This is a genomic window from Pelotomaculum propionicicum (assembly GCF_004369225.1).
GTDB classification, from domain to species: Bacteria; Bacillota; Desulfotomaculia; order Desulfotomaculales; family Pelotomaculaceae; genus Pelotomaculum_B; species Pelotomaculum_B propionicicum.
Window position 1 is genome coordinate 1 of the sequence record NZ_QFFZ01000059.1, and the last position, 20,781, is coordinate 20,781.

Below are 20,781 nucleotides of genomic sequence, written 5' to 3' on the forward strand. Positions count from 1 at the left end.
TTTACCCTCGAATACCTCTTTTAAAGAATGGCTATCATTGGCGGCGGCCCCTGGTTTCATATTGTCTTTTCATGGGTTTGCTTAGTTTCTTTCCATTTTTCAAAGATACTTGGACTTAAGAGCCTAACGACAACCAGGGAGTGCGCTATCAGTTGGCAAACTGTTTGCTGGCCGAAGGATTGGACCTGGAAGCCGGACAACTGCTGACTGAAAACGCTAATGAAAGAACTTGCTTTATGGCTTACAGCAGGGCGCTCTGGTTTTTCCGGACACAGGGGGCCGGCAGTGAGGCAGACCAATACCTGAAAGAGACTCTGCGCTCAAACTGCCATGTGCCGGATTAGAGTACAGGATGGTGTTAAGCTTAAAGATGGGCATGCTGTATATATATCTTAGCTTGAGGGCCTGTAAGATACCTGATTGATTAAAAATGTCCGGATGAATCCGGACCTGCAAAAAAAATTGATAGCTGATTGAAAAATAAGAGATTGACTGTTGTTTGCACACGTGAGATCAGAGCAAGCTCCTGAACAAGACTTTTATAGAAAGTCAATGTCTGCAGCGGTATTTTGGCTGCATATTTCCATTTTTACTCAACGGTCTTTTTATAAAAGCGATTTCCCACAGCTTGCGTGACGATGCCGGCAGGGTCTGCAGACCGTAATAGTCTTCTTTGAAAACTTCTCCCACGCGCCTGGCGCCGTAGCACTCAAACAGCCATTCGATCTGCTCCCAGTCGCCATAAGTAAGTACGGTTTTAATTACAAATTTATAGCTTTTTTGCCCGTCTATAGCTTCAAAATCATAATTGTGAAACAGTGGGGCCAGGAAATCGGGCAGCTTCATTAAAAGTCACCTCCGGACATGTTTTTGCTTTCCAGGTATTCCTGTACCGCTGCAATTAAATAATCTTCTATTTCAGCAATTTTTGTTTTGCTTTCCGGTAGTGTCTCGACGGGAATGTTTCTGTCCTCCAGGTCGTCGGTATAAACCAGTTGCTCCAAGAATAACCGTGGTGAGAAGAGCGGCTCGTTGCCTGCTTTAAACTTCGCGGGGGCTTTTTGAATGATTTCTTTGATCGAGGTGATTCCTCTGGATAAGAGGAAATACAGGTCCAGGTAGTCTCTAACCGTTGCGCGTCTCCCGATGCTGTATGCTTTCATCAGGGCAATTTCTTGCGGCGACGCCAGCATAATTCCTGTTAAAGACTTATCAACAGTTTCTCCCCTGACCGGCTTGTAAACGGCTGCAAAAGGATATGCTATAAACGTCACATTTACGCCGTTTATAATCCATGAAGCCTGGTCGACTTGTTTGAAAAGCAATTTTGGCAAGTACGGTTTAAAAATTCTTTCAAGATCATCCGCGATAGTATTAAAGCTTATTTTTTCATCCAATTTATTTTGAAAAAAATCCAGGTCGAGAGAGCGGCGGTGCTTTATCTGTAAAGCCAGGCCCGTTCCCCCCGCAAGATAAAAATCCCTTGAAAGACGACTATGGCCAACTTCTCTTAGAACAGACAGACCGTTTTGACCCAGGATGTTTTTGGGGAAAGCAAGATCAGACAACTGGAATCACCTCGCCGCAAATATTATACCATAAACTGTATTTTAAATTTGATCAATTTGCTTGTGACAATTGACAATCAAGTGAACGCCTGTGGGTGTCAGGGGGTATTTCAAAACCCTTGCTTCTTTTTGGTTATAGATATATGCTCTGTTAAAGTATCATGTTGATTTTTCGTTCTGCTTCCAATTATCTGTAAAAACAACACTTCCCGTTAAACTGGGGATGCTATTTCCCATATATAGACTGATGCGACAAGGGAATATTCCCCTGTCGCATCTCTTTTATTCCCACCAGTCATTTTCAGTTGCTCCAGAGTCTTCACCAAAATAAAATAAAGGCATATCTTCCGGGTTCATGGCCACGTCACATCTCTTGGGATCTTCCATGCGGTGCGGGTCGTTTTTGGGCTCTTTCATTTTAACACCTCACAGGGTTTATCATGACCAAAATCGGGTGCATTAAAAAAGCCTATTAATGGATTTTTAAAAAACCATCTTTGTTTTTGAATAAGGAAGGAAATACCATGCGAAAATATAATTCTAATGGGAGTGTTGATATATTTCCCGGAGGTTAATTTATGGTTAATGAAATTAAGCTTTTTTATGATCTGACAGCGGAAAAAACGGCTGATCAATGGTATAAGGAAGAGATGTTAAAGCCCACGATATTGGATTTCGTGTCCCTGCTTCCAGCCCGGGCAAGAATACTCGACCTGGGCTGCGGTCCCGGGCATGAAAGCATGCGAATTGCGCAAACGGGGGCGGACGTTGTCGGCGTTGATTTTAGTGAGGAATGCATTCGCATAGCACGGGCAAGATGTCCTCAGTGCAGTTTTGAAGTGATGGATTTTCGTGACCTTGATGACAGATATGGCAGGTTTGACGGTGTATTCGCCAGTGGCTCACTGCCGCATCTTGCTCCTGAGGAATTTGGCGCGGTCCTTAAAAAAATCGGAAGTATTCTGACCGGGCCTGGTCATGCCGCAATCATAGTGGTTGATGGTGCAGGAATAAGCGACAAATTTAGTTGTCTTGAGGTCAATGGCAGAAAGCTGAACCGCACGTTTTATCTATACTCAAAAGAACTTGTTATTAAAAAAGCAAGAGAGGCCGGGCTTACATTTGTGCGGGAAGGATATCTGGACTCAGTGCTTGCCGGGTACGGCTGGAGGAATTATATCCTCAAAAATGCCGGCGGGGAGCATTATAGGCGTGGCAAGTAACCCGGTGCGGTGTTATTATGGAAAAGTAAGAAAAAATAAAGCATAGAAGCACATGAGAACCTTCACCTTGTGCTGGACTGGAGGACAGCTTTTTTTGGTTAATTTACCGGGCAAAGAGGATAAAGCGCAATACGTTCAGGAAACGTTTAATGCTATAGCGAAGAACTACGACTTAATGAATACCCTGATGACCCTTGGTCTGGATAAGTCCTGGCGGAGGCTGGAGGTTAAACGCGCAGAACTAAAAGAAGGCGGGACAGGCCTGGATGTCTGCTGCGGGACCGGGATGCTGACGATGGAGCTGGCGCGGGCGGCGGGTCCGGCGGGAAGAATAACGGGCCTGGACTTTTCGGAGAACATGTTGGAAGTAGCCAGGCAAAACATAAGGGACTTTGCGTTTAAAGACAGCATCCGGCTTATTCAGGGGGATGCCATGAGCCTGCCTTTTGAAAATAATGTGTTTGACTGCGCCACCGTAGGGTGGGGCTTGCGCAATGTCCCTGATATTTTTAAAGTGGTTCAGGAAATGGCGCGTGTTGTTAAACCGGGCGGCAAGGTAGTATCGCTGGATATGGCTCAGCCGGTGACACCTGTTTTCAGGGAATTATACTGGCTTTGTTTTAACAGGGTGATTCCCGCTATGGGGAAGCTGTTCTCCGGCAATAAAAAGGCTTATGACTATCTCCACGACTCGGCCAAGGCATTTGTGCATCAAAAAGAGCTGGCCGGTATATTCGCCAGGGCCGGGTTGGTGGAAACGCGCTGCCTGAACCTGTGCGGCGGGGTGGTGGCCATAGTGGAAGGAAGGAAAGCATTTTAATTAAAGAAAGAAGGGAAGGGCATGTTTCAGGTTGTGCTCACAACAGCGGCGGGCAAGAGGTTGATCGCCAAGGCAGCGGTGGCTCACCCGGCGGTCCGGGCGGCACTCCGCTCCGGGACTATTGTCATTATCGCGGGAACCACCAATGGCTATGTCGCCGAGGAGGTGCTGGCGCTGGTAGGCCAGGCAGAAGGATTTAACCGCCGGCGGTTTTTTCGCGGCATAACAACTCCGCCTCACATGCCCACGACTGAAACGGGCAGGCTTCCGGATGAAACAGGCTTTCCCGGTGATGTGGTGATTGTCAAGGGCGAATGGCAGCAGGGAAAAACCATTTTTGATGTTGTCGACGACCTGCGGGAGGGCGACGTGATCTTGAAAGGCGCCAATGCTTTAGACCTGTCGCAGAAGCGGGCCGCTATTCTCATCGGTGACCGCCGGGGCGGCACAACAGTTACTTTTTTGCGGGCAGTTGTCGGGAGGCGGGTGCGCCTGCTGCTGCCGGTTGGCTTGGAGAAGCGGGTTTCAGGCAGTCTTGACCAGCTGGCTGCGAAACTCAACGCGCCGGGCGCCCAAGGGTCACGGTTACTGCCGGTTCCGGGCGAGGTTGTCAGCGAAATCGAGGCCGTTTCCATACTTTCCGGCGCGGCCGCCGAGCTCGTGGCGGGGGGCGGTGTCTGCGGGGCGGAAGGCGCGGTGTGGCTTGCTGTCAGCGGATCGCCGGAGGAAGAAAAACTGGCCGGGGAGCTAATCGCATCGGTGGCCCAAGAACCCTCTTTTAAACTATGATATAGCGAGGTGACTTCATTGCAGGTTATATTTCTTAAGCCATCTATAAAGTGTTTTCCTTGAAACGCCCAGGTAGCTGGAGGTGTTGGTTATGTTGTATTTGTTGATCCTTAGTGCTTCTTCAATTTGTCTTTTATGAGCCGGGCCATTTATATTTTCCGTATTTGTTTCCGCTTGAGCCGCTGCCAGTGGAGCGGCTGTGCTGATAACCAAATCATTAGGCTCGGGAATATCTAAATACTCTTTTATATGGCACGGTAAGATAACAGTGTCGGGATATAATTGAAAAATGCCCTCTATGGTGTTTTGCAGTTCCCGCACGTTTCCTTTCCATGGCAGGTTTTTAATCATCTCCATTGCCTCACCGGATAATGCCAGTTTGGGCATGTTTGTGCGTGATGATATTGATTTTATAAAATGATTTGTCAGCAATTCTATGTCGTCCTGCCGCTCCCGCAGCGCGGGAATTCTGAGGCGTATGGTGCTCAGCCTGTAATATAAATCCTCACGGAATTTTCTCTGTTTGATTTTTTGGATCAGGTCGGTATTAGTGGCGGCAATTATTTTTACGTCAACATGTATCTGTGTGTTGCTTCCCAGCCGCATGAAGCTTTTCTGTTCAATAATTCTAAGCAGCATTGCCTGCAGGTCAAGAGGCATATCGCCTATCTCATCCAAGAAAATCGTTCCCGTATTGGCCAATTCAAATTTCCCGAGGTTGCCGCCTTTTTTTGAGCCAGTGAAAGCGCCGGCCTCATATCCAAAGAGCTCGCTCGCAATCAAATCCCTGGGAAAAGCCGCGCAGTTCAAGGCGATAAACGGCTTGTTTTTCCTGCTGCTGGCATTGTGTATGGCTTGGGCAAAAATGTCTTTGCCAACGCCGCTTTCACCAAGAATTAACACATTGCTGTCACTGAGCGCCACACGTTTGGCCTGGTAAATAGTCTTAATAAAATTAGTGTTTTTCCCTATGATATCGGAAAAAGTGAGCTGCGCGTTGCCGATTTTCCTGGACACATAAGAACTGATACGCTCCTCCGATTCAAAAACCAGCTTTATTCCCTGAAAGCCCAGGCTGCTTTGCTTATAAGGCTCTGAAGAGAGAACGTAGTTGTTTTCTTTGCCCAATATACTCAGCTTGGTATTGTAATTTTTAACCTGTCTATTTGAATCGATGATCTCCCAAAACTCCTTGTTCTGAGGATACGGGTCAAATATGGTTTGCAGGTTCTTGAAGTTCAAATCAACTGGCGTAATATTAAAAATATCAAATATAGTGGAACTGTGGTACAGTATGTGCATTTTGTTTTTAGCTTTTTCAATATCAATATGCATTAACCCCGGGTTGCTGATGGAGTGATAAGTGTTAACCACCAGATAAAGATGCATACAAACGTCTTTAGAGATACTTATTACAGTGACCAAGTAGTCAAGGTCTTTCTCTGAATCCGGTCCGATGATGGCCACACCGCCAAATTTCTTTAACAGGCCTTCGTTCAGCTCGTCTTCAAGGGAAAAAGGCGTAAAGTAGGTGACTACATCACAGAGGACTTTCAAAAAATTATCGGGCCCGTCAAAATAAAGCGGTTTGTTGAGTTCCAGTCCTAATGATACAGCATTGGTCCCGGCGCACTCTTCACGCCAAATTGTTTTGGGTGTGATGCCCTTTGCTTCCGCCCATTGCAGAAATTGCCCGCTCCCGTACAGCTTTAGCAGGCAGGCATTGTTGTCGAACAGGGCAAAGCCGACATGCGGGTTTCTTAAATACTCCTGCAAAGCCATGATAATCCTGTTGGTATAGGCGTATATCTCAGTTGAATTTTTTTTAATGATGTCAAATTCGGTATCAGTGCAGCTTTCAAAGGTGCTTTTTTCAGGATCAATATTTTGAGAGTAACACCTGTCCCATGACTTTGCGGTCTCTGCATCTAAACTCAGATGATAATCCCCCGAGTGCAAGTTACGCCATTTTTTTAATGAAGAATCACCCATAGCTGCACACCCCATATTAAGTAGTCATTTTATCGGGTACAAGTATTTATAATAGTATCTGATATTCTATGATTGTCAATATTCCTGCCGGGACGACATTCCCTTTGTAAATAGCCAAATAAAGGGGTAACAAAATGTCCCATAATAAATCCTGAGGTTACATTTTGTTTCCCAGGGTAACACTCCGGAATTGTTAATACCCGGCTCTATGTCATGAAAAAATAGAATAAAATTTAAATTTCCCTGTTGGCACGGTAATTGCTTTTTGAGAAAAACAAGACGTCTTGTGAAAAAAATTTAATAGGTTAGCAGCGCTGTAAACGACAATCCAGCAGACAGGGAGATGTGAAAAAGTGGAAACAGCACCCAAAAAGTTCTTTTATGGATGGTTTATTGCTGGTGTATGTATGCTATTAGCCATGAATAGTGCAGGAGTAGCCAATGTACTGGGAGTTTTTTTTCCGCCTTTAGTCAATGAATATGGGTGGAACGCCAAACAGGTATCTGGAATTGCTTCTTGTGTGACATTTGGAACTCTTGTCGCAAGCTTGTTGTTTGGTTCTGTATTTAGCAAAAAAAATACAAGGACAGTAGTTCTTATTTTTGGGATCGTGATGTCAGCCGCCTTTGCAGGCATGTATTTTCCAAAGAACCTGATCGGTCTTTATGTACTGGCGTTCATAGGGGGAATAGGAACAGTCGGAGTTGGATTCGTCAGCATGCCGGTTCTAATTACAAAATGGTTTGACAGTAAAAGGAGTACGGCACTGTCAATCGGCTCCATAGGTTCAAGCCTGGCTGGGCTTGCTCTTGTGCCTTTGTTCACATATACCCTGTATCCTCCCCTGGCTCTTGGTTCAGGTAATAGTTTTTTGATCTGGGGCGCTGTTATTTTTGCCACAGTCCTCATTTCTTTCCTGGTAATAAGGGATAAACCGGAAAACATTAATTTAAAGGCCTATGGGCATAACTCCGGTGACCCGCAGCCGGAAATAAAGGGGAGTGCTGCTAACAGAGATATAGGCTTTTCATCAAAGGACATATTTAGAATGCCTGAGTTTTACGGTGTGGCGGTTGTTGTATTCATTTTGGGGTTATCACTGCCGGGTTTACTGGTGCAAATAGTATCGCACCTGCTCCTGGTGGGATATAGTAAGGTTGTGGCGGCATCAATAGTATCTTTGTATTGCATGTGCACTATTTTCGGCAAGCTGATCATGGGGATTACAGTTGACAAAATAGGTATTGCCAAGACAAGCGCTTTAACCATGGCAATTTGGGGTTTAGCCATAATCTGCTTATACTTTGCGGGCGCGCACGTTATATTCATATACCTGTTTGGCGTGCTTACCGGACTGGGAACCCCTGTTGCTTCAATCGCGCCGCCTATTTGGACTTCTTCGATGTTTGGTTTGAAACACTATGCCTCGAATTATTCCAAAATCTTTTTCTGCTTTACCATAGGTCTGGTTGTAGGTCCTGTTATGGTGGGCGCGTTAAAAGATATGACGGGATCATTTCATTTTCCCATATTGGTAGTGGCGGTATTGGTTTTTGCCAGTGTACCGTTTTTGTTAATGGTTTTAAAAAGCGCCGGCAAAAAGCTTGCGGCGCTGACTGAAGTAATGGCTGATAAAAAGTAAAATTCGAAAATAAGAAAGAAGGTTTTATTATGTATCAGAAAATTAAGTTTGAACTGCTGGACCGTATCGCGCTTATTACCATTAACAACCCTGAACAGATGAACACCTTGTTTCCGCAGACCTTTAGAGAATTAAGCAGCGCTGTTGATGAAATCGAAGTTGATGGGAATGTCCGCGCGGTTATTATTTGGGGCAATGAAAAATTATTCGGCGCCGGTGATAACGTCACTGATGAAGAAGCTATCAAAGAGCAGACTGAGAGAGGGCATTATGAGCATGTTAAGTATATGCAAAAGACATTCAGCCGCATTGAAAAATTAAAAAAACCTGTAATTGCCGCGGTGGCCGGTTATTGTTTGGGCGGCAGTTTTGAGCTGGCCCTGTCCTGTGACTTCATCATAGCTTCCGAGAATGCCAAGTTCGGCCTGCCTGAGGCAAAATTAGGAGTACTGCCGTGCATCGGCGGCACGCAGAGACTACCGCGGCGCATCGGCGCGGCCAGAGCAAAAGAGCTCATGTTTACCTGCGATTTTGTTTCCGGACAGGAAGCTTTTCAAATGGGCATAGCCAACCATGTAGTGCCTGTTGATAATCTTTTTAATGAAGTGATGAAGTTGGCCAGAAAAATTGCTGACAAAACAGCACCATTGGCAGTGTCTATGATTAAAAACTCTGTAGACGAGGGAATTCAATGTGATATGGCCACAGGCCTGGACATTGAAGCTAAAAATGCCGCATTTCTTTTCGAGACTGAGGATTTACAAGAAGGACTGGCTGCCTTTATGGGCAAAAGAAAGCCTGTGTTTAAAGGCAGGTAACAGGCACTAAACATAAATATGGAGGGATTAATCATGATGAACCAGCCCTTAAAAGGAGTAAAAGTTATCGATTTAACCACGTTTGCCGCAGGACCGGCCACCACCAAAATATTGGCGGATTGGGGCGCCGATGTAATAAAGATTGAACCACCGGAGGGTGATATTACAAGAATCGTATCGGGCAATGACGGCTCAGGCATACCTTACTCGGAAGAAATTATGCCGACTTATGAATTGATTAATGGCAATAAAAGAAGTCTGGCGCTTGACTTAAAGTCTCCGGAAGGCAAAGAGGTCCTTGATAAACTCCTCACCCAGGCAAACTGTTTTGTTACCAACTTCAGGACCAAGGCTTTAAAGAAACTGGGCCTGGATTATGAAACCGTTTCTCAGAAATATCCCCATATCGTTTGGGCCCGGGTGAGCGGGTACGGAGAGTTGGGGCCGCTGGCCGATGATCCGGGATTTGATATAGTGGCCTTCTGGGCCCGCAGCGGGCTTATGATTGACATCACTGAAAAAGACACTTCACCTGTGGTAGCGCCTTTTGCTTTCGGTGATCTAAACGTGGCAAGCACTTTTGCCGGGGGGATTTGCGCCGCTCTGTACAACCAGGCTAAGACAGGAAAAGGAGATAAGGTAATGATTTCTCTATACGCTCAGGCTGTTTGGGGTGTAAGTTACGCGGTGGCTTCCACACAATTTGGCCAGAAGTTTCCCAAGAGCAGAAAAGCGCCCGGCAATCCGCTGATTAATTCCTATAAATCCAAGGATGGGGATTGGGTGTATATCAGTGTCCTGCAGTATGAAAGATACTGGGGAGCTATATGTAAAATTATCGGCAGGGAGGATCTGATTAACGACAGCAGGTATTGCAAGGCAGCCGAGGGGTTCAAAAACACCAGTGAAGTGGTGGCTGTCCTGGATGAAGGCTTTGCCAGGATGAACATGTCTGATATCACCGCAAAACTGATGGAAGCTGATATAGCCTTTGATAAGATCAGGCACTTCTCAGAAATAATACATGACCCGCAGGCTTTGGCCAACAGTTATGTATTTGAGTATGCGCACAGGAATAAGCAGACCAATTTTATGTCCGCCAACCCCCTTAAATTCGGAACAACAGAAGCCCCTGTGCACAGGAATGCGCCGCTGATTGGAGAGCATTCCAGAGAGGTACTAAAAGAAGCAGGGTACCCGGAAGATAAAATAGCCCAGCTTATTGAGAATAAGATTGTCGCTCAAAGATAAAAGCTGCCCCATAAACGCACGTTAGTTGACAAGAAAAGCGGAAACTACTATTTGAGGTGATCTGTGATGGCAAATTATTTGTTGATAAATGATGAGCAGGCTGATTTGCTAAATTCCATAAAAGAAATACTGCATAAGGAGCTTGCGCCTTATGTGAAGGAGTATGACCAAAAAGGCGAGTTCCCGATGCATGTGCTTAAAAAATTAAATGAAGCGGGTTTTCATTCTTTAAACCTGCCTACAAGGTACGGCGGGCTAGGGATTGATAAAGTAACGGAATGTTTGGTAATGGAAGAGTTCGCCAAGGTGGACGCGGGCTTTGCTTTTTCCTATCTCACGTCGGGGATTTTATTCGGGTTTTATGAATACAATCCCGATGTTAGTGAGGAACTGAGAGCTTATGCAGCGGATAGATTAATCAATGGTGACATTACCGCGTTTGCGCTGACCGAGTCCGACGCCGGCTCGGACGCCGCCGCTATTAAAACCACGGCCAAAAAGGTTGGAGATGAATATATCCTTAACGGAACCAAGTGCTTTATTACTAACGGCGGCATAGCGGATTTCTATACAGTCGCTGCGGTTACTGACAAAACCAAGGGCACTAACGGCATTTCATTGTTCCTGGTTGAAAAAGACAGGGGCGTGCAGTGCGGCAAGGAAGAAGAGAAAATGGGCCTGCGGCTGTCCAATACAGTCGAGTTGATCTTTGATGATGTTAAGATTCCGGCAGCCAATTTATTGGGGCGGGAAAATTACGGCTTTAAATATGTTATGCACGAGATGAATCTGGCCAGGCCTGTCAACATGGCGTTTGCTGTGGGCATAGCGCAGGCGGCGCTGGACTACGCGGTCAAATATGCTAAAGAACGTGTGACTTTTGACAAGCCCATCATTCAACACCAGGGTGTCGGGTTTATGCTGGCTGATATGGAAATGCTCACCCAGGCAGCCCGTTCAATGGTACTGTACGCGGCAATGGCGATTGACAAGGGGCTGCCGCTGGGCACACTGAGTTCAACCACTAAGACCTTTGCCTCAGAAGCCTGCATGAAAGTGACCACAGACGCGGTACAGGTTTTGGGCGGCTATGGCTATATGAAAGACTACCCAGTTGAAAAATTAATGAGAGACGCTAAAATCTTCTCGATTTTTGAGGGGACCAACCAAATCCAGAGAATGGTTACCTCCAACATACTGGCAAGGTCAAAGTAAAAAGGATTTAAAAATGCAGTAGAAATTCAACGGCTGTTGTTTTCCCGGCAGCCGTTGAAAATATAATTTTGTGAGGAAAATCTGAATGAATATATTAGTTTGCGTCAAACAGGTACCGGATCCGGTGGAAATAAAGTTTAATAGCGAAACTGCTTCTTTAATAAGAGCGTGCGCGGCGAATATTGTTAATCCGTTTGATAAATATGCCCTGGAATTGGCACTGCAGTTGAAGGAGAAGCATGGCGGTGAGGTAACGGTTTTAACCATGGGCCCGCCGCAAGCTGTTGATGCGCTGAAAGAATGCTATGCGATGGGCGCGGATAAAATCGTCCTGGCCAGCGACAGTCTGTTTGAGGGAGGCGACACACTTGCTACCAGCTACGCTCTCTTTTGCGCAATTAAAAAAACAGGTGAATTTGATTTGATTTTATACGGCAAGCAGGCTATCGACGGCAATACCGCCCAGGTCGGCCCCCAGGTTGCTGAAAGATTGGGTGTCGCCCAGGCCACATGCGCAACCGGTATTGAACTGGCTGACGATAAAGTGTTGGTTGCCAGGGAACAGGATGATTGTCAGGAGATAATTGAAGTTAAAATGCCCGCTCTGGTCACAGTGGCAAAATTGGCTGTTGAGCCAAGGAATCCTAATATCAGAAGAAAAATAGCCGCCAACAAAATTGAGATGCCTGTGATCAGCGCGGCTGACCTGGAGGGTATTGATGCGGCAAGGCTGGGTCTTACGGGCTCAGCGGTAAAGGTTAAAAAAATGTTTGCTCCTCCTGTGCGCGGAGCCGGAATCAAAATTGAAAATGAAACAGCTGACAATGCGGTAAAGGCGTTGGTTGATTATTTATCTAACGCTAAGGCCATATAAGGGGGGCTTATTGTGGGAAGAGAAAACAGCAAGAATGTGTGGGTGTTTATTGAAGTTTATGATAATAAAATCAGAAATGTAAGCCTTGAGCTGCTGGGGCAGGGGAGGGTAATCGCCGATCAACTGGGGGAAAAGCTGGTAGGAGTTGTTATTGGCGATAACATAGCAGGTTTAGCAAATGAAGTCATTGCTTACGGAGCTGAAACAGCAATTGTTGTTAGCGGCAATGAATACAAAGATTACAGTACAGATGGGTTTGCCAACGCCCTGACAGCTCTTGTTAAGAAGTACGCGCCGTCTGTGCTGCTAATAGGGGCGACCAGGAACGGGAAAGATTTGGCGCCGCGGGTGGCAGGCAGGCTGGAAACGGGATTAATCGCAGATTGCACCGATATTGAAGTAAACTCGGAAGACAGGTTGGTTGAGTGGACAAAACCAGCGGGCAATATGATGTCCACCAGTATCTGCCCTGACAGCAGCCCGCAAATGGGAACTGTGCGCAGCAATGTCTTCAAGAAACCTGCGCCCGACTACAATAGGGCGGGAGAGATAGTGGCTGAAGACATCGGGACTAAAGCTGATGATATCAGGACCAAAATTGTTGAGATAATTAAAACCGTACAGGGTGAAACTGTAAATCTGGAGGAAGCTGAAATTATTGTTTCAGGCGGGCGAGGCATGAAGGGCCCTGAAAATTTTGCGATATTAAAAGAACTGGCAGACATCCTGGGCGGCTCAGTAGGAGCTTCCAGAGCCGCTGTCGATGCGGACTGGATGCCTTACGCCCACCAGGTTGGGCAGACAGGCAAAACTGTAAAGCCAAAAATCTACTTGGCCTGCGGCATTTCAGGCGCTATCCAGCATTTAGCGGGCATGTCTTCTTCAGACCTGATAATCGCCATCAATAAAGACCCGGAAGCGCCTATATTCAATGTGGCCGACTTTGGAATCGTGGGAGACCTTTTCGAGGTAGTGCCTCTTTTGACCAAAGAATTCCGTAGAATAAAAAACGGTTAAAACAGCATGCAGCATTGCCGGCAAACACTTCAAGCTGGTTTTAGGAAAGCAAAAAATTAAAGATTACTGTTAGAGGAGTGTTTGTTTTGTCTGAGGAGAAATTTCAAGTAATCATAATCGGTGCCGGTGTCGCCGGCTCCGCCGCCGCCTATACGCTGGCCAAGGCGGGGCGGGAGGTGTTGGTAGTTGATAAAGGGAGAGCGCCGGGCGCGAAAAATATGACCGGCGGACGTCTCTATACGTACGCGCTGAAAGAGTTAATGCCTGAAGAATGGGCGGAAGCGCCGCTGGAGCGGGAAGTGACGCGGGAAATCATGATGATGATGACACCCGCGGACAGTGTCGCAGTCGACTCCACGTTCGGCTCGGTGAATCAGCAGTCTTACACGGTATTAAGAGCCCGGCTGGACGCCTGGCTGGCGGAAAAGGCCGAAGAGGCGGGAGCTATGATGGTGCCCGGCAGCACAGTTGACGGCTTAATTATCAGAGACGGCAAAGTTGCGGGCATTAAGACCGGTGACGAGGAGCTTGAAGCTGACCTGGTCATCAGCGCCGAGGGCGCGAATGCCACCGTTGCTGAGCGGGCGGGGCTGATCAGGCCGGTAGAACTGAAAGATGTAGCCATCGGCGTAAAGCATGTTATCAAGCTGTCTGAGGAAATAATCAACGAGCGGTTTAATACAGTCAGCGGCAAAGGCGCAGCTGTGATGTGTGTCGGTGAGTGCAGCAAAGGTGTAAGCGGCGGCGCATTCCTCTACACAAATAAAGACAGCATTTCGCTGGGACTGGTGGTTGATTCTCAAAGCTGGAAAAACTCCAGGTTGCCCCTGGCGGATATCGCGGAAGAACTTAAGCGGCACCCGGCCCTGGCACGGTATATTGAAGGCGGGGACCTGGTCGAGTATTCCGCTCACCTCATTCCCGAAGGGGGGTTTAAGTCCCTGCCGCAGCTTTATGCAGACGGGTTTCTCCTGGCCGGGGACGCCGCGGGATTTGTGGTGAACCGGGGGTTTACCGTGCGCGGCATGGATTATGCGATGCTGTCCGGGATCGCGGCGGCTGAGACAGCTAACGAGGCAATTGAAGCAGGCGTTTATTCCAGGAGTATCTTAAAGAGTTATGAAAGCAGGCTTCAGCAAAGGGTGTTGAAGGACCTGGCGCTTTTCAGGAATTCCCATGACTATATTACCCGCACGCGGCATGTGTATAAAACCTATCCCAGGCTGGCGGCGGACTTAATGAGAAATATCTACAATGTCGACGGCAGTCCCGCCAAGCTGGTAAGCGGCCTGGTCAAAAAGACCATATCCGGCAGGGTGCCTTATTTCGATGTTTTAAAAGATATGTTCAAAGGGGGGAGGTCACTATGAAATACTTATCGATGGATGACCGTTTGGCCAAGAACCGCTTTGACAGTGATGACCACAACTCGCACATTATAGTTGATAAGACGGCCTGTAATACCTGTAAACACCGGGGCTGCACCTATTGCTGCCCGGCGGAACGGTATAAATGGGATACTATGAGTGATAAATTAATTTTTGATCATGTGGGCTGCCTGGAATGCGGCAACTGCCGTCTCATTTGTGAGCGGCTGAAACAAGGCGTGGAAGGTTATGCCTGGAATTATCCCGTACAAGGCAGGGGCATAATATTCAGAGAAGGTTAAGCTGTCATATATTATTGATTTTATTATTTGAATAACTTTACCCCTAAACACTCTACTCTCCTAGTTATTTCCTTTGACATGGATAAAATTAATTTCAGATAGATTATCCATGTCAAAGGGCATCTTTTTAATATGGCGGAATAAGTTTATTGGTTCCAGCTCATATTATGGTTATGAATACAAACTCAAAACATGGCCTTTCAGCCTGGCAGCTAACTATGCTGGCTCTGGGAACGGTAGTGGGAGGTTCCTTTTTTTTAGGATCCTCTATCGCGATCAAGTCGGCCGGGCCGGCGATATTTCTCGCGTTTATTTTAGGCGGCGCGCTAGTTTATTTTATCCTGACGGCGCTTTCGGAAATGGCCGTGGCGGACCAGCGGCCCGGCTCGTTTCAAGCTTACTCACAAGAAGCCTTTGGCCCGTGGCTGGGTTTTGTGGTGGGCTGGGTCTACTGGACAGGGCTGGTGCTGGCTATGTCCAGCGAAGCTACGGCGGCTTCCGTGTTTCTACAGGCCTGGCTGCCCGGCGTTTCACTGCCGGCGCTGGCCACGGGCATTGTGACAGGGGTCACTCTTCTCAACCTGCTGGGAGCCAGGACTTTAAGCCACCTGGAAAGCAGCCTGGCCGCGATCAAGCTGGCGGCTCTGGCTGGTTTCACCGGGCTGGCGCTGGCCCTGATCATAGGTGTATTTCCGGGCATAGCGCCCGTTGGGTTGGGGGTGCTCCCCTCAGAAGCGTTTTTCCCCGGAGGTGTCGGGGGGATTGCCGGAAGCATGCTGATTGTGCTTTTCAGCTATGCCGGCTTTGAGGTTCTGGGTCTGGCTTCCTCTGAAGCGCGGGAACCGCATAGAACTATCCCGCGGGCCATTACTTACACGGTAATACTGCTGGTGGGGCTGTACTGTTCGGTGATCGCGGCACTGCTGCCCCTGGTTCCGACTGCCGGCCTGAGCCAGGAGGTCAGCCCGCTGGTGGCGGCCTTGAGCGCCAGGGGACTGGGCTGGGCGGCCGGCTCCATCAATGTTATTATGATCACCGCGATCATCTCCACCATGTTGGCCGCTACCTTTGGCCTGGGCAGAATGGTCCGCTCCCTGGCGGACTCCGGGCATGCTCCCGCTGTTTTAATCGATAAAGGCGATGTGCCCCTGCGCGGCATTCTCTTCTCGGGGGCAGCCATGCTGGCTTCGGTGAGTTTGGGGTACCTGCTGCCCAAACAAATATACCTGTTCCTGGTCAGTTCCGGCGGCTTTTCACTGCTTTTTGTCTATGTCACCATTTTAATCACCCATTACCAGCATAGAAGAAAGTACGGCTGTCCTCCCAGGGGCCACTGCCAGCTGGCGGGCTTTCCCTTCACCTCCTGGTTCGCCATGGCCGGCCTGGTCGCTGTCATTGCGACCATGCCGTTAATCCCGGGCCAGGGTTCGGGGCTTTACGTCGGGCTGCTGCTGACAGGCTTCTACCTGATGGTCTACACCATTTTCAAAAGTCACCCGCGCAGGCTTTTCAGCAGGAGTTTGGCTCTGGCCAAACCACTGCCCCCCAATTTGTTAGGCGCACCAGAAAAAACTGATAAGGACTGCAAGGAATCAAAGCGAAAGTAATAGAATGATGCCTTGTTTTGATATGTTATAACAAAAAGTTATGCAGAATGTTGCCTATGGGCTTAAAATAAGAAAAACTGAAAAATCGGAAATAAAAGATTGATATTGATGGAGCTCATGTCATAGAGCACTGATATATTGGTTGAATTGATATATCTAAGGTGGGTCAAAAGAATACCGGCACTTGCTCATTTCCTGTGTATGCAAGCGCCGGTATGTTTTAAAACATATGCAAAGATGGAAAGAACTTCAGGGATTATATTGAAGATCGTAAGCAGACAAAAAGTCAAACCTATTTCCAATCGTCATACTCATTGACATTTTCCTGGGTAATTAAAGCCAGGGGACTCCAATAATTCTGTTGGGAAATATCATGATTCTGCAAAACTTTCAAAACCAGAGTCAAGGTGCCTTTGCCTCTGATATAAGGCGCCATAGCGACGGAAGCGTTTAATTCACCGGCTTTCAGGGATTGGCGGGCCTCATCCAAAAAGTCTATACCAGTTACAATAACCTGGTTTTTCTTGCCGGCAACCTTCAAGGCTTCAACTACGCCTAAAGCCATCGTGTCGTTGGCGCAAAAAATTCCTCTCAAGTCAGGATTGGACTGCAGCAGGTTGTTGGCAATGTTATAAGCATTTTGGCGGTCCCAATCACCGGTTTGAATGGAAACCACGTCCATCCCGGCTTCTTTAAAAGCTGCAACTGCGCCGTCCCGGCGGGCTTCCCCCTGATAAGCGCCGGCCAATCCTTCAATAACGGCTACTTTTGCGGTTTTCGCACCGCTGGCTTTAATTTTTTCAGAAATGTAGGCGCCGGCCAAATGGCCTTGCTCGATAAAGTTAGTACTCATGTGGGCGGTAATCTTTGCTCCCGCTTCGGCGGCAGCGGCCTCATTCAATTTGGTGCCGCTGGAAATAATGGGAATGCCCTTTTTGTTGGCTTCCACCACGCCGCTGATCAAATTCATGCCGGTAATCGGAACAATCACAATAGCGTCAAAATCCTTGCTCAGCAGGGTTTTAAAAACATTCAGCTGTCCTTCCACGTCATCTTCTTTGGCGCCGGATACTACTTCAACCTGAATCCCCAGGCTTTTGGCGGCGTTCTCGTAGCCTGCCTTAGAAGTGACGTAATAGGGATTGGACAGGGTAGGCAGGACAACGCCCACCTTCACATTGCCGTCGCCCTTATTTGGCAGGGGTTCCAGCGCTTTTAAGATGTTCTTTTCGATATCGGTATAAGCGTCATTTGTCACCAATTTCGAAATATCCACATTCTCTTTTTCCTTAGCGGATTCATTAGTGGCGGCGGGCTTGTTCCCGCCACAGCCTGCTAAAATGAAGAGGCCTGAGACAATCAGCAACACTGCCCAAAATAAACTTGTTTTTTTCACTCTTTTCCCTTCTTCCTTGGATGTTTAATTGAGTTACAGGTCAACACGTGCTTGTTCATAAAATCTTTTACCATTGCTTCGGAGACCCTCAAGCGGGGGCCGTGAGACAGGCATTTTATCGCGGCACAGGCGGAAGCAAAAGCAAGTGAGTCTTTTTTTCCGGCGTTATGCAGAAAGAAACTGTAAATCATACCTCCACAAAAACTGTCTCCCGCTCCTGTGGTGTCGACGGGATTAATGGCATAAGCGGCGCAGTGCAGGGTATCCTGCCGGGAGTGCCAAATGGCTCCTTCTTCACCGGCTGTGCAAATCACGCCAAAGGCAGGTTTGTATTTATCATAGGTATCCTTTAAGGAGAAAAGATAATCATCTGCTGTAGCTAATTCGCGATATACGTCACGGCCGCAGCAAATAATGTCCGCGTATGACAGCACCTCGTTAATTTGGCCGCTGCTATAAGAGGTTGGTGACATAAAAGACGGCGGGCATTCTATTTGGACAAAAACCGGGATGTTTCTTGCTTTTGCTGCTTTTGCCAGTTTAACGGAGACACCTGCCGGGCAGCCGTCTGTATAAAGCACGTCGGCATCGTCCAAGATCCGGTCATCCACTTCTTCGGGCGCCAAAGTATGAAAGCTGTCGCCGCTGTTCACCAGAATAGAGCGTTTGCCATGCTCTGCTACGAAAACATATGTGTGCATGGTGGCGCCGCCGGGCTTAACCAGTAAATATTGGGTGGATACTCCATCAGCCATTAATTCCTGGCGAAACTGCCTTCCAAATTCATCTTCACCCAGCTTGGCTACTAAAGCCGCGGGCGCTCCCAATTGGGCGATGGTAACCAGTACATTTGCTCCGCTTCCTCCTGAAGTGATTTGTTCTTTATAAATGCGCCCGAAACCATCCTCTTCGGGTAAAGCCTGGCATTGAATCACAATATCCACAGCGGCGGCGCCCTGACCTATGACTATTTTATTTTTATTCATAAATATAACCATGCCTTTCGCAAGCTCAAGGCACAAAACGGAATGAAACCGTTGCCCTTGAGCTATTTTTATTTTTAAACTATATTGTTGAGATTGCAGGCAACTACAAATCACGTGGAGGTGAGTGTGCTGCTCCTATTGGAGTTGACCGCATAAATATCTGTGTGGATTGTCCTATCAAGCACAAATAAGTGTGCCACCAGAGCACGAAGACTTATCTTTGTATAAACAAACTCGTTTATTGCTGGACAATCAGTCAATGCCTGCCTTTCTCAATAATTTTTGGGAAGGGAGACCTTAATGTTAAGAATCGTTTACCCTGTCTGTTGTGGAATTGACGTCCACAAAAAGTTTCTTGTTGCCTGTATTGCCTTTACCAACGATAAAGGGGTTACCACTTACAAATCCAGTCGCTTTTCTACCTTCACAAGCGGTTTGCGAAAGCTGTCGGAGTGGCTTCGCTCCAGTTTCTGCACACACGTCTGCATGGAATCAACTGGTAAGTATTGGATTCCTGTGTACAATGTTTTAGAAGCTACTTGTAAAATTACACTAGCCCACCCAAAGTATGTAAAGGCCATTCGCGGCAAGAAAACCGATAAAAAGGATGCCAAGTGGATTTCTGACCTGTTTAAGCACGATCTCGTCGCCGGAAGCTTTATCCCACCACTTCCCATTCGTCAATTGCGTGATTTGATGCGTTACCGTTTTAAACTGACTAATTTTAGTTCCAGCGAGAAGAACCGGATTCAAAATTGTCTTACTGTATCAAACATCCAGCTTGCTAATGTGGTGTCTGATACTTTCGGTAAGAGTTCAATGAAAATCATTGACTACTTGCTTGAAAATCCTCATGATAAGGATTTCGATTTTGTTCCTCTTCTTCACGCATCCATGCTGGATAAGGTGGATGATATCCGTCTTGCCCTAGACGGAATGATTACACTGGAACAACAGCAAAAAATGAATATTATTCTCCATCATTATGACGAATTGGGAAAGTGCAAGTCCAACCTTGAATCCTTAATTCTATCGCTTTCAGAGCCTTATGCCAAGGAACGTTCTTTAGTGTCCACTGTACCAGGTATCAAAAATCCTTTTTCTGCAATTGGGGTAATTTCAGAAATCGGTGTTGATATGTCTGTGTTCCCTACAGCCAAACACTTATGTTCCTGGGCAGGAGTGACTCCTCAAAACAACGAGAGCGCGGGAAAAAAGCATTCCGTTCGTATCTCTCGTGCCGGTGTTTATATCAAGCCACTTTTAGTACAATGTGCTAACGCAGTCGTAAAAAGTGATAAACATCCTGAAATCAAGGGCCGTTATTTGTCTATCAAAAAACGCCGTAGCCATAAGCGTGCTATTATAGCTATTGCACGAATGCTGCTTACTGCCATATATCACATCCTTAAAAAAGGTGAACCATACAACCCCGAGCTTTATAAGAAAGCTGAACCTATTCCTGCATCTCGTGAAATCACAGTAGAACAAGCTATTCTTATAGCTCGAAGGCACGGGTATTCAGTAATTAAGGATTGACGGAAATATACAAGTTGTCACTACTCATTTTTTAAAGATCATCCCATGGATGGTCTGTTTGCTATGCTCTTTTTTAGTTTGTACCCCCCGTGACTATGGTTTCAGACTTGGTTCCTCCCGTAAACTCTGATTATCATATGAATCCGGATGCCAGACAAGCGCTGTCAAGCCGCTGCAAGGTTTCATCGTTAGGCTTGCACAGAAATTTTTCCAACTCTACAACGTTAATCTCCCTTCGTATGATTTTTCATAAAAACCTCCATCTCGCGCCGCCGGTGCGGGCGACACAAATAGTAATGAAAACGGGTGCGCACCCCCCCCTGGTTGCTGTACAATTTGTCTGAGGAGAAGACACACTACAAAGCACGGTGAGG

20 protein-coding genes are annotated in these 20,781 nt (G+C 47.1%); 14 read left to right on the top strand and 6 right to left on the bottom strand.

Annotated elements, in window-relative coordinates; all coding sequences use genetic code 11:
* The first annotated feature begins 152 nt into the window (after positions 1 to 152).
* Entirely contained in the window at positions 153 to 344 is a 192-nt protein-coding gene (locus Pmgp_RS16895) for a hypothetical protein (protein ID WP_134215481.1), read from the top strand.
* Between the two features lie 205 nt (positions 345 to 549).
* Here Pmgp_RS16895 and Pmgp_RS16900 read toward each other — a convergent pair whose 3' ends face one another.
* The 3 genes from Pmgp_RS16900 to Pmgp_RS20620 all read right to left on the bottom strand — a co-directional run bounded on the left by Pmgp_RS16900 (position 550) and on the right by Pmgp_RS20620 (position 1,985).
* On the bottom strand, positions 550 to 846 hold the full coding sequence (locus Pmgp_RS16900) for a DUF6922 domain-containing protein (protein WP_134215483.1): 297 nt from the start codon (positions 844 to 846) through the stop codon (positions 550 to 552).
* Entirely contained in the window at positions 846 to 1,568 is a 723-nt protein-coding gene (locus Pmgp_RS16905) for a nucleotidyl transferase AbiEii/AbiGii toxin family protein (RefSeq protein ID WP_205078081.1), read from the bottom strand. Before Pmgp_RS16905 ends, Pmgp_RS16900 begins: the two co-directional genes overlap by 1 nt.
* A 282-nt stretch (positions 1,569 to 1,850) precedes the next feature.
* Positions 1,851 to 1,985 (bottom strand): hypothetical protein, encoded by a 135-nt coding sequence (locus Pmgp_RS20620; RefSeq protein WP_282432916.1) that lies wholly within the window; start codon positions 1,983 to 1,985, stop codon positions 1,851 to 1,853.
* A 161-nt stretch (positions 1,986 to 2,146) separates the two neighbouring features.
* Between Pmgp_RS20620 and Pmgp_RS16910 the strand changes: the two genes are divergently transcribed.
* The 3 genes from Pmgp_RS16910 (at position 2,147) to Pmgp_RS16920 (ending at position 4,400) form a co-directional block, all read left to right on the top strand.
* The gene (locus tag Pmgp_RS16910) at positions 2,147 to 2,791 is read left to right on the top strand and encodes a class I SAM-dependent methyltransferase (protein ID WP_134215485.1); all 645 of its coding nucleotides are present in this window, start codon (positions 2,147 to 2,149) and stop codon (positions 2,789 to 2,791) included.
* A gap of 94 nt (positions 2,792 to 2,885) precedes the next feature.
* On the top strand, positions 2,886 to 3,611 hold the full coding sequence (locus Pmgp_RS16915; protein ID WP_243119929.1) for a demethylmenaquinone methyltransferase: 726 nt from the start codon (positions 2,886 to 2,888) through the stop codon (positions 3,609 to 3,611).
* A gap of 21 nt (positions 3,612 to 3,632) precedes the next feature.
* A complete protein-coding gene (locus Pmgp_RS16920) occupies positions 3,633 to 4,400 on the top strand; it encodes a hypothetical protein (protein ID WP_134215488.1) in 768 nt (255 codons plus the stop codon).
* A 15-nt stretch (positions 4,401 to 4,415) separates the two neighbouring features.
* Here Pmgp_RS16920 and Pmgp_RS16925 read toward each other — a convergent pair whose 3' ends face one another.
* Positions 4,416 to 6,392 (bottom strand): sigma-54 interaction domain-containing protein, encoded by a 1,977-nt coding sequence (locus Pmgp_RS16925; RefSeq protein WP_192902989.1) that lies wholly within the window; start codon positions 6,390 to 6,392, stop codon positions 4,416 to 4,418.
* A gap of 419 nt (positions 6,393 to 6,811) precedes the next feature.
* On the opposite strand from Pmgp_RS16925, the gene Pmgp_RS16930 reads away from it, so the two are divergent.
* From Pmgp_RS16930 to Pmgp_RS16970, 9 genes are all read left to right on the top strand, one after another.
* On the top strand, positions 6,812 to 8,035 hold the full coding sequence (locus Pmgp_RS16930) for an MFS transporter (RefSeq protein ID WP_243119932.1): 1,224 nt from the start codon (positions 6,812 to 6,814) through the stop codon (positions 8,033 to 8,035).
* Positions 8,036 to 8,064: 29 nt separating this feature from the next.
* Complete coding sequence (locus tag Pmgp_RS16935) at positions 8,065 to 8,853, top strand: enoyl-CoA hydratase/isomerase family protein (protein WP_134215492.1); 789 nt, start codon at positions 8,065 to 8,067, stop codon at positions 8,851 to 8,853.
* A 33-nt stretch (positions 8,854 to 8,886) separates the two neighbouring features.
* Positions 8,887 to 10,104, top strand: a complete 1,218-nt coding sequence (locus tag Pmgp_RS16940) for a CaiB/BaiF CoA transferase family protein (protein WP_134215494.1) — start codon at positions 8,887 to 8,889, stop codon at positions 10,102 to 10,104.
* Between the two features lie 66 nt (positions 10,105 to 10,170).
* Positions 10,171 to 11,319 (top strand): acyl-CoA dehydrogenase family protein, encoded by a 1,149-nt coding sequence (locus Pmgp_RS16945; RefSeq protein ID WP_134215496.1) that lies wholly within the window; start codon positions 10,171 to 10,173, stop codon positions 11,317 to 11,319.
* Between the two features lie 85 nt (positions 11,320 to 11,404).
* The gene (locus tag Pmgp_RS16950; RefSeq protein ID WP_134215498.1) at positions 11,405 to 12,193 is read left to right on the top strand and encodes an electron transfer flavoprotein subunit beta/FixA family protein; all 789 of its coding nucleotides are present in this window, start codon (positions 11,405 to 11,407) and stop codon (positions 12,191 to 12,193) included.
* Positions 12,194 to 12,205: 12 nt separating this feature from the next.
* A complete protein-coding gene (locus Pmgp_RS16955) occupies positions 12,206 to 13,210 on the top strand; it encodes an electron transfer flavoprotein subunit alpha/FixB family protein (RefSeq protein WP_134215500.1) in 1,005 nt (334 codons plus the stop codon).
* Positions 13,211 to 13,287: 77 nt separating this feature from the next.
* On the top strand, positions 13,288 to 14,580 hold the full coding sequence (locus Pmgp_RS16960) for an FAD-dependent oxidoreductase (RefSeq protein ID WP_243119930.1): 1,293 nt from the start codon (positions 13,288 to 13,290) through the stop codon (positions 14,578 to 14,580).
* Positions 14,577 to 14,879 carry a ferredoxin family protein gene (locus Pmgp_RS16965; protein ID WP_134215504.1) on the top strand — a complete coding sequence of 101 codons (303 nt, stop codon included), beginning with the start codon at positions 14,577 to 14,579 and terminating at the stop codon, positions 14,877 to 14,879. Before Pmgp_RS16960 ends, Pmgp_RS16965 begins: the two co-directional genes overlap by 4 nt.
* Positions 14,880 to 15,028: 149 nt before the next feature.
* Positions 15,029 to 16,486 carry an amino acid permease gene (locus Pmgp_RS16970; protein ID WP_243119931.1) on the top strand — a complete coding sequence of 486 codons (1,458 nt, stop codon included), beginning with the start codon at positions 15,029 to 15,031 and terminating at the stop codon, positions 16,484 to 16,486.
* Positions 16,487 to 16,778: 292 nt separating this feature from the next.
* On the opposite strand, the gene Pmgp_RS16975 is transcribed toward Pmgp_RS16970, so the two are convergent.
* Together Pmgp_RS16975 and Pmgp_RS16980 are read right to left on the bottom strand one after the other, a co-directional pair.
* Entirely contained in the window at positions 16,779 to 17,882 is a 1,104-nt protein-coding gene (locus Pmgp_RS16975; RefSeq protein ID WP_134215508.1) for a substrate-binding domain-containing protein, read from the bottom strand.
* On the bottom strand, positions 17,879 to 18,868 hold the full coding sequence (locus Pmgp_RS16980) for a carbohydrate kinase family protein (RefSeq protein ID WP_192902990.1): 990 nt from the start codon (positions 18,866 to 18,868) through the stop codon (positions 17,879 to 17,881). The genes Pmgp_RS16975 and Pmgp_RS16980 overlap by 4 nt, the downstream gene beginning before the upstream one ends.
* Positions 18,869 to 19,168: 300 nt before the next feature.
* On the opposite strand from Pmgp_RS16980, the gene Pmgp_RS16985 reads away from it, so the two are divergent.
* Positions 19,169 to 20,407 (top strand): IS110 family RNA-guided transposase, encoded by a 1,239-nt coding sequence (locus Pmgp_RS16985; protein WP_134215511.1) that lies wholly within the window; start codon positions 19,169 to 19,171, stop codon positions 20,405 to 20,407.
* The last annotated feature ends 374 nt before the right edge of the window (positions 20,408 to 20,781 follow it).